General features: G+C 32.9%; 7 protein-coding genes. All 7 read left to right on the forward strand.

Going from position 1 to position 9770, the window contains the following annotated elements; genetic code table 11:
- Positions 1 to 456 precede the first annotated feature (456 nt).
- The 7 genes from CCY99_RS02220 to CCY99_RS02260 all read left to right on the forward strand — a co-directional run bounded on the left by CCY99_RS02220 (position 457) and on the right by CCY99_RS02260 (position 9389).
- Entirely contained in the window at positions 457 to 1974 is a 1518-nt protein-coding gene (locus tag CCY99_RS02220) for a hypothetical protein (protein WP_112059772.1), read from the forward strand.
- Entirely contained in the window at positions 1971 to 3995 is a 2025-nt protein-coding gene (locus CCY99_RS02225) for a site-specific DNA-methyltransferase (protein ID WP_258443073.1), read from the forward strand. Before CCY99_RS02220 ends, CCY99_RS02225 begins: the two co-directional genes overlap by 4 nt.
- Positions 3996 to 5143: 1148 nt before the next feature.
- Positions 5144 to 5512 (forward strand): hypothetical protein, encoded by a 369-nt coding sequence (locus tag CCY99_RS02240; protein WP_146744920.1) that lies wholly within the window; start codon positions 5144 to 5146, stop codon positions 5510 to 5512.
- 116 nt (positions 5513 to 5628) lie between these two features.
- Positions 5629 to 7056, forward strand: a complete 1428-nt coding sequence (locus CCY99_RS02245; protein ID WP_181646799.1) for an ATP-binding protein — start codon at positions 5629 to 5631, stop codon at positions 7054 to 7056.
- A gap of 123 nt (positions 7057 to 7179) precedes the next feature.
- A complete protein-coding gene (locus tag CCY99_RS02250; RefSeq protein WP_146744921.1) occupies positions 7180 to 7677 on the forward strand; it encodes a DUF262 domain-containing protein in 498 nt (165 codons plus the stop codon).
- A gap of 68 nt (positions 7678 to 7745) precedes the next feature.
- Positions 7746 to 7964, forward strand: a complete 219-nt coding sequence (locus CCY99_RS02255) for a DUF262 domain-containing protein (RefSeq protein ID WP_112059778.1) — start codon at positions 7746 to 7748, stop codon at positions 7962 to 7964.
- A 63-nt stretch (positions 7965 to 8027) separates the two neighbouring features.
- Positions 8028 to 9389, forward strand: a complete 1362-nt coding sequence (locus tag CCY99_RS02260) for an HNH endonuclease family protein (protein WP_112059779.1) — start codon at positions 8028 to 8030, stop codon at positions 9387 to 9389.
- Positions 9390 to 9770: the final 381 nt, after the last annotated feature.

Raw genomic sequence — 9770 nt, forward strand, 5'->3', positions numbered from 1 at the left:
CAAGGCGATTGATTTGCATTTTGAAAAAGAAGAGCGACTTTTTAAGCAAAATATCAAGGCATTAAGCCTATTTTTTATACCAAGTATTGAGAGCTTTCGCGGCGAGAAAAACCGCACAGAAAATGGCGTTATAGATTCTCATAATATCGCGCAAATAGCACAAAATGGGGGGGGGGGAATCCCAAGCCCACGCTTGAGCCGGGATTTATAAGAAATGAATTTATAAGACTTTATAAAATCAAGCGAGACAAAAAGCTAAGCGAAAATATAAGCGATGAATATAGGCAATATCTAAAAAGAGATTTTGACAAAAATGGGAATCCAAAATTTTTAGAGGGCTATTTTAGTGGCGATAAGGGAAGTAGCGAGGATAAAGAGGCTGAGGGCGTCCGGCTAATTTTAAGGGAAAAGGAAGAATTACTATCTTTTGAGACGCCACTAAGATTTATTTTTAGCGTGTGGGCGCTCCAAGAGGGCTGGGATAATCCAAACATTTTCACACTTACTAAACTAGCTCATTCCAGCTCCATTTCAAGTCGCCATCAGCAAGTAGGGCGCGGACTTAGAATCTGCGTCAATAGCGAGGGAAAGCGACTTACGCATAAGCATTTAGATTTTAACGATGAAAAATTCCTTAATACAAATTCCCTTGATGTCGTAGTGAGTGGCTATGAGGCGGATTATATTGAGGGGCTACAAAAAGAAATTATAGATTCTAGCTTTATGATTACTGGGAAGTTTTTTGATGAGGAAAAATTAGCCGAGCTAGGATTAAATAAAAATGAGATTTTTCAGCTAACAATGCATTTAAATAATGCAAACGCCCTAGAATTTGATGAGGAAAGTAATTCTTACAAAATCATCACGCCTATTTATGAGGCAATGCAAAATAATGAGAGTATAAAAAAGGCTTTGGGCGATAAATTTGAAAGAATCCTAAATTCATTTAAGCCACGCGATTTAAGAGAGCGAATAAAAAACGCCGACAATCCCAGCATAAAAGTAGCAATCCGCAAAGAAAACGCCAAAAGATTCAAAGAGCTATGGGAGAAAATAAACAAAAACGCAAAATTAGTGTATAAAAACTTGCAAGAAGAACAGCTTTTAGATGATATTGTGCGTGAATTTAGCAAAGTAAATATACCAAAGGAATATATCACCTACGAGCGTAAAGACTACGAGAGCAAAACAAATAGAATCTTGCTTAAATCCAAAGAGAGACTAGAACAAGATTCTATTGAATATAACAACGCCATTACTAATGATATACAAAACTTACTTTTAGATTTTGCAAAAAATAATAAACTCCCACTTCATTTTTTATTAAAAATCTACAATAGGCTAGATAAAGAAAAATTTCAAAACTCCCCTAAAAAAGCATTCAAAGAACTAGAATCTATCATAAAAGAATCCTTACATAAAAATCTAATTTCTAGCATTAGCTACGATTTTGCCGAACATGCTTTTAGTAATGATGACCCACTTTATGAGACAGACGGCACCCCAAAGGAATTTATCGCTAAAAGTATGCTAGGCAGGGAAATTAGCCAATCTAGCGAAACTCCAGCTAAAAACTATCTTTATAGCCAAGCGGTATGGGATTCCCAAATTGAAAAAAATGCGATTATAAATGAATATGAAAAAATAGATGGAGCCAGTATAGAAGTTTTTGCCAAATTGCCAAAGTTTAGAATCCAAACGCCATATAAATCCTACGAGCCGGATTTCGCATACTTGATAAAAGTGGCGGATAATAAAACGATATTTTTCATATGCGAGACTAAGGGATATGATGATTTACGCGAGATTCCGCTACAAGAGCAAGTGAAAATTGACTATGCCGAGAAATTTTTTATTTGCCTAAATAAAATGCTTCCGGATATTGAAGTGGTGTATAAAACAAGGATAAACAACAAAGATTTAAGAGAATTGCTAGATGAAGTTATAAATCAAAACAAAAAGGACGCAAAATGATAGATAAAGAAATAGCAAAAAAACATAATGTAAAAATTATAGATTCCGCGCAATCTATATCCAAAGATTCCAAAGCGGCGTTTATAGAAATGCTTAAATCGCACTTTCCACAAGTGATAAAAGATAGTAAGCTAAATGTAGAAACTATTACAAATCTTTTGGATTTTGAAAATAAAATTGCGGAATCTAAAAAGGCGGAATCCGCGAAAGAATCTGCCGCACAAGATTCTAAAAATAGCGATTCTGGGGATTCTGGCGATTCCAAATTGACGCAATCCCAAATAGATGATTTAAAAAACATTCAAGGCTACGAGCTGACTTGGACTGGTAAGGGAATAGCAAATGCGATGTATTCCGCGCCCACACAAGAGCTATTAAAGCTAGAATCCACCCAAAGCAAAGAGGCAGATTCTACAAATAATGCCATAATTATCGGCGATAATATAGACGCCCTAAAGCTACTCAAAGCCGCATATTATGGCAAAATAAAGATGATTTACATTGACCCGCCATATAATACGAAAAATGAAAATTTTATTTATCCGGATAATTTTAGGGAGGATTACATAGAGACTTTGCGAAAATCTGGGCTACTAAAATATGATGATAATGGCAAAGAGGTAGAATCTAGCGAGCTAAATTTTTTAAAAAACATACTAGGCACAAAGAGCCATAGCGGCTGGCTTAGCTTTATGCTACCGCGACTAAAATTAGCAAGGGATTTACTAAAGAGTGACGGCGTGATATTTATCAGCATTGATGATAACGAACAGGCGAATCTAAAAATACTTTGCGATGAGATTTTCGGCGAGGATAATTTTATTGAAACTTTTTTGTGGAATAAAACCCAAACGCCCCCATCGGCTTCAAATAAAACAAGAAAAACGCATGAATTTATAATGTGCTATCAAAAATATAAAGATAATAAAAAAATGGTGGCAAGATTCGCAGGTGGTGGCGACGCTCCATTATGGAATGAAACAAATAGCGAACGGATTTTATCGTTTCCGGGAAATTATGTTGCGACAAATTTGCCAAACGGAATCTATAAAAAAGGCGTAAGAGATAAAATAGAATTATTAGACAATGTGGAAGTTGTGGAGGGAAAAATTACAAATCTTTTTAGGCTTAAAGGGCATTTTAGGTGGAAGCAAGAAACGCTAGAAAAGGAAATTGAGAACAATGTTTATCTTGTGGTTAAGAGCAATAAATTTTCCATTAGATATTGTAGGGAAGAGGAAAGAATCGTTATGCCTACAAATGAAATCTCAAAAAGAGACGGAGTTGGAACAAATGAAACCGCTTCAAAAGAATTAGAAAAATTAATGGGAGCAAAAGTTTTTAGTTTTAATAAACCTACGAGCTTAATTGAATACCTAATTAAAATCGCCACAAATGCCGACACCAACGATATTGTTATGGATTTTTTTGCCGGGAGTGGCACCACCGCCCACGCCGTTATGGAGCTAAATGCCGCTGATAATGGCAATCGGCAATTTATACTAGTCCAAAAGCCGGAGGAAATTGATGAATCTAAGAGCAAAGCCGCATTTGATTTTTGCAAAAATACGCTAGATTCTAAAAGCCCAAAAATTAGCGACATCACCATAGAGCGAGTAAAAAGAGCGGCGAAAAATATAGAAAAAAATCTATCCCAAAGCCTAGTTAGCCAAAAAATAGACTTGGGATTTAGAGTATTTTCCCTAGATAAAAAGCCAGCTCCGCTAAGCGATAAAAAAGACACTTTAAAGCTATACACCAAAAATAGCCTAACCCCATTAGACAAGGCGATAAACCTAGCCCTGCAAAGTGGCAAAACGCTAGATAAAAAGCTAGTGGAAATCCTAAAAGATAGGCTTTATAAATGTGAAGATTCCTACTATTTAGTCAAATGCGATAAAGAAGCAATGGCGATTCTAAGCGATATAAAACCTGTGCTTTTCATAGATGGCTATGGCGACATTTCCTTAGAGGATTTTTTAAATCTAAACTTAAACGCAAACCTAAATGTAATTTACTAGGCGATTTAGAATCTAGCTTTTTTAATCCAGTTCATTTCTCGCAACTAAACTCATAAGCCCCACCAAATAAAACACCTAAAGGGAGATTTAGAGAGATAAAAAGCGGAAATGTTTTGTTGTAATGTTTAACATGAATGGTTGAATGGGAAAATGATGATGTTGTTTGACTATTTATATGTTATTTCAGCACTATCTCCACTTAAGCAATTTTTATATTAAACATTTATTCAAGTTATTATGCGCTATTGCTGTTGTATTAATTGCAGTGCTAATCTCTTGGGTTTACATTAAAATCAATAAGAAATGCCATCACAATACTCAATCCGAGCAAATTCAATGCGATGAAGTTAAAATCGCCGAGCCAAAATATATTCCTATCTATATAGCTTATTTCATTATACCTTTAAGCGTTTCAAATCTTTTGATTTTTATTGTTATATTTATATTGATTGCTTGGTTGGTAATCAAGGGCAAATTTTCATATTTCAATCCCTATCTTTTAATTTTTGGATACCATTTTTATAAACTAAAAATAAATAATTACAATGATAAATATGCTAAATATAGCATATTCTTAATATCAAAAAAGCAGATTAAGGTTATAAAAATCATAATGATTTAATTGGATTAAATAATTTTACATATCTTGACAAGGGATAATAAAAATAGACAAAATAAAGCTTTATGGAAAATCGAAAGATAAGCATTGCTTAATTGCAGAAGATATATTAAAAGATGTATGGGAATTTGATATTGATTTGGAGAAATATCAAATAGTTGATTTTATTGCCGAAAATGGAAGCACATATAAACTAGAAGAATATGAAATCTTTTTTATTCGAGCAAAAGATGAATACATAGGAGACTATTTAACAAACATAATTAATACCAGTAATTGCGATGTAATAACTCAAAATGAGTTAAAAAACTTAGAAGTGTTTTTATGTTTTTACAAAAAATAAAAATAAATATCATGTAAGTTTTCAAAGAATAATGCCATCTGCTAGAATCGAAAAAATCCATATAGACATAACCGACAAAAAGGGCTGAAATAAAAAAAGAAAAAGGTCAATATATGTATTGTCAACAAAACACATCTATATTGGAATCAAGAACAAGAAAGAATATATTTTTTTAAGTTTAGTGATTTGGAAACTATATTTCCTAATTTTGCAGAATACTACAGAGTGGCAAACCAGCAAGATTGGGATATATTTAAAGACGCAAATAAGTTTCCTTTTATGAAAATCAATATAGAGAGTTTAGAATCTTTATCTAAAACGAAACAAAAAGCCGTTGCGATGATAGTTGATGAACTTCAAAAGATTGATAATATCGATGAATACAAACAATACGCCCAAAAATACAAACTGGATTTCATTAAAGATGGCAAATTTGAAATAAACAATGCAAAAGATATTGATACATTTAGCGATATTTTGTTTAGAAAAATCTATACTACGGAAGCAGGCACAAAAGAAGTTAGAAAAGCCAATTCATTTAAAAAGCTAAATTAGTGGATACGCAAAACTAGAAAAATATTGCGATAAATTTTTACACTAAAATATCTAAAATAAATCAAGGGTTAAATAATTATTTTTATAGAAATATGATGCTTAAGGGCAAAAAAACAATGAGAAATAAAAGAAAAGAAATAACAAATCAAGAAATATCAATCATAAAAAGATTGATTGATATGAAAATTCCAAACCAAGAAATATTAGGACATATAAATAAGTCTCGTGGAGATGTTTGTAATCATATTAATAATGGCAGAATTACAGATATTAAAAAAGGCAAAATAGGCAACAATGTTAAAATGGCAACCCAAGAAGAAGCAAATCATTTTATAAACATTGATAGCATTGAAAATTTATTAATACATAAAGATGGCTATTTGCTTGGTAGGGAAAGTGAGACTTTAGAATACAAAGAATCTTTTGGTGGCATAAAAGATTCTAGATTGTTGCAAACAATCCAAGGGATGGCAAACAATAAGGGCGGATATATTGTTTTTGGCATAAAAGAAAGCAACGATGCCAATATATCAAAAAGATATAAAATTAAAGGAATTGACGAAAAAGAACAAAACGACTTGATGGGAGACAATAAAAAAATTAGTGAAAAACTACAATCTAATTTTGGCGAAGAAGTAAAATATAAAAAGGAATGTAAAACTATAAATAACAAAACAATAGGATATTTAAAAATCGAGGAGGCTGAAAATAAGCCAATTATTAACACACAAGGAGACATTTACTATAGATATGACGCCGAAACAAAAAAGATGGCAAAGGGCGATTTAGTTAGAATCCTTAATGAATATCAAGGCAAAATACTTAAACCAATATTATATAAATTTATAAATACGATTTTAGAAAATGGTATTGAAAATTCAGCAATCTTAAATATCGCAACAGGTAGCATTAAGGGCAAAAGTGGAAGTTTTTTGATAGACAAAGAGCTATTGCCTAAAATATCTTTTATCAAAGAAGGAAATTTTGTAGAAAAAAATGGAGCCCCAGTATTTGTGTTAAAAGGCGATGTTAGAACAGCCGAGGTTGTTCGTGTGAATATAAAGGAAGCTGATATTTATAATATATTTTTTAACAAAGAGGATATTGATGCTAATGAGGCTAAAAGGTGTTTAGAAGTGATTGCCGAATCTCAGTGCAAATGGATACCCATGAGGTATTTTATTAAAAAAGCAAATATGGATAAAGAGCAAACTATAGAAATGTTGAAAAAGATTAAAACGACAAAGAAAAGTTATGTAAAAAATCACATAGAAGTTCTCAATAATGATGAGCCTGTAGCACTATCAGATACTAATATATTTATAGGAAAAATTAAAAAGAAACAAAACTTTGAATATTTGATTAAAAAAGACGCCGATATCAATAAAATCACTAAAGCTATTATGAGTTTAGAAGTAAAAGATTTTGATAGCAAATATATGCTAAAACAGCTCTTATGGCTTCATAGGAAATACTCAAGTAGCAAATATGTTACAAATATTCGAAAAGCTATTGCTTATGTTGATAAATCTTTATTTGAATAAGATATAAGTTATACCAAGCCTAAAAAAGGACTAATATCAATCTTGGTTCTGCCAAGAATTGTGCGAGATTTCGATAAAATCTGTTATTTAAAAATCAAAATAAATTTAATAACGGAGGAAAAAATGGTCGCACAGAATAGCACACTAAATAGCTTTTTAAATATGCCAATGGTGAGCTTTACTATCCCTATTTTTCAGCGGAATTATGCGTGGAAAAGGAAACATTGTGAGCAATTTCTAAACGATATTCTAGCCCTAGTAAATACTAGTATTTCAAATAATGTTGGGGATAGCTCCCAAAATAACTCAAAACGAGAGCATTTTCTAGGCACTATTTGCTACCAAGAGCATTTTAATAACAATATCGCAGAATACTCAATCATCGACGGACAGCAGAGAATCATAACTTCAATGCTACTTCTAAAAGCCCTTTCAAAACACAACAAAATTGACCCGCGAACAAAAGATGATATAGATAGAATTATATGCAATAGTCGCGATTCAAAATTGCGCTTAAAGCCTATGGCAAAGGATATTAAGGCGTTTGAGGAGATTATGAAAGATTCCATAAGCGAGGGGATTAAATCAAGTGGCTGTATCAAAGCTATATCTATTTTGTAAAAGCACTAGAAAAGGCGACTTGTGAGGATTTAGAAACGATTTGTGGAGCGTTTAATCGCATACAATTAGTGGCGTTAAAGCTGGGAAGCGATGACAAAGCTGAGGTGATTTTTGAGTCTATAAACGCCACTGGCGAGAAGCTAAGGAATTGCGACTTGGTGCGAAACTTCCTAATGATAGGCAAAGATAGGGCAACACAAGAGCGACTTTTCAACTCATATTGGCGACATATTGAGGAGGCTACAAAAGATGAGGATAGTTTAGAGCAATTTGTGGAGCATTTTTAAAGAATCTATTACGGAGCAGAAATCAAAGATGAGAATCTATATGAGTATTTTAAACGAGATGACTTGCCAAAAAAGATAAAGCCGGATTGGGATTTCGCTTCTAGTTCTAGTTTGGAAGCGGTTTTTAGCAAAGATGTCCGCCACGATTCCAAGCTAGATTCCAGCGAAATAATATTAAGCGATATGCTTTCATATTCTAAAATCTATACCCTATTTTTAAATCCAAACGATGATAAGGTTTTGCAAGATTCCCTATCCCACTTTAAAGTCAGCCTAACCCCCACAGAGCGAAAGAAAATCATTTATAACATTAGCTTTTTAGTGGATTTAAAGTTTGGGACTTCATATCCATTTGTGATGAAAATTTTTGATGATTTTTTGTGTGGGAATCTTGGCTTTGATGAGCTAGATTCTATATTTAGGATTCTCCACTCTTACATTATCCGCGTGAATTTTTGTGAGAATAGCAATGTTTTAAACAAGACTTTATATCCGTTATATAGACAAATGAGCGAGATGAACGAGACATCAAAAGTTATTGCCATGCAAAAAGTCTTAAGCAAAGACGCCGCACATTTTGCAAATAATAAACGATTTAGAGAATTTTTTAATGAGCTGGTTTTTAGCAATAAAAACAGGAATCTAATTAAGCGAATCTTACTTGCCATTGAGTGCAACACGAACAAGGAATCGCCAAAAGAGGCGGACTTGACAATTGAGCATATCTATCCGCAAAATCCGGGCAAATTTGAAAAAGAATGGCATAAAATGGCGAAAGATTGGGAGGATATTGAATGGCGGAATTGGCATCACACAATGGGGAATCTCACGCTAAGCGGCATAAACTCTAAGCTATCAAATCGCCCATTTGCAGACAAAAAGAAAATAATGGCAGAATCTGGAAACTTGCATATAAATAAATACTTTGAAAACATCAATACTTGGGATTTGGAGGCGATAAAATCTCGCTCAGAGTGGCTTTTTAATCAAGTAATAGAAATCTTTGAGGATTTGCCGGAGGAATTTAGAGAAGAGGCAAGGGAGATGAAAAGGGCTAAGGGCAGTGATTATATTAACTTGCTAGATGAAGAATTTGAGGTGACAAATAAAAAGCCAGTGGCTTTAATCTTGCCAGATAGCAAAGAAATCCGCGTGGATAGCTGGAAAGAAGTGCATCATAAAATCGCTGAATTTTTATATGATAATTGCAATGATGATTTTATGGAATGCGTGGAGAAAAGTATCGGTGGAGTGAGCTTTGAATCTCGTAGCAAACAGCACGACGCCGTGTTTAAAAAAGATAGTAGAATTATAATTACTGGCGGAAGTGCGATTGATATAACGCAAAAAATCCAAAAATTACTAGAATCTTGTGGCTTTGATGAGGATGATGGATTTGGCATTGAGGTGAGGCACCAAAAGTGAAATGTGGCGATAAGCGATAAAACTTTTGCTGTGGTTTTGTAAAATTTAGATTCCAGAATCTATATTTTATTTATATTTATTTATTTATATTTAAGTGATTTTTCTAATCTAATGCCACTTTATATAATGCTGATATTGCGATTTTATAGATAATCTAGATGATACACTATCCCTATTTATATAATACTAATGCCCTTATAGCAAAAGATAGAGACATTAATATAACACTTATTAACCCTTTATTTATATAAGACTAACACAATCTTTTAAAATTACTAAAGCAGTTTTTAAGATAATCTTAATTTAATCTTTCTTTTACACCTTGTTTATATAAAAAGTAGGATTAGGATATAAGCTAAGGAAATAGATTCGCTTAGAAAT

Origin of the sequence: Helicobacter sp. 16-1353 (assembly GCF_003288815.1) — a bacterium.
GTDB lineage: Bacteria > Campylobacterota > Campylobacteria > Campylobacterales > Helicobacteraceae > NHYM01.

Coding starts and splice junctions, on each gene's coding strand:
- CCY99_RS02225 (WP_258443073.1), top strand. CDS start 1,971: ATGATAGATAAAGAAATAGCAAAAAAACATAATGTAAAAATTATAGAT.
- CCY99_RS02250 (WP_146744921.1), top strand. CDS start 7,180: ATGGTCGCACAGAATAGCACACTAAATAGCTTTTTAAATATGCCAATG.
- CCY99_RS02245 (WP_181646799.1), top strand. CDS start 5,629: ATGAGAAATAAAAGAAAAGAAATAACAAATCAAGAAATATCAATCATA.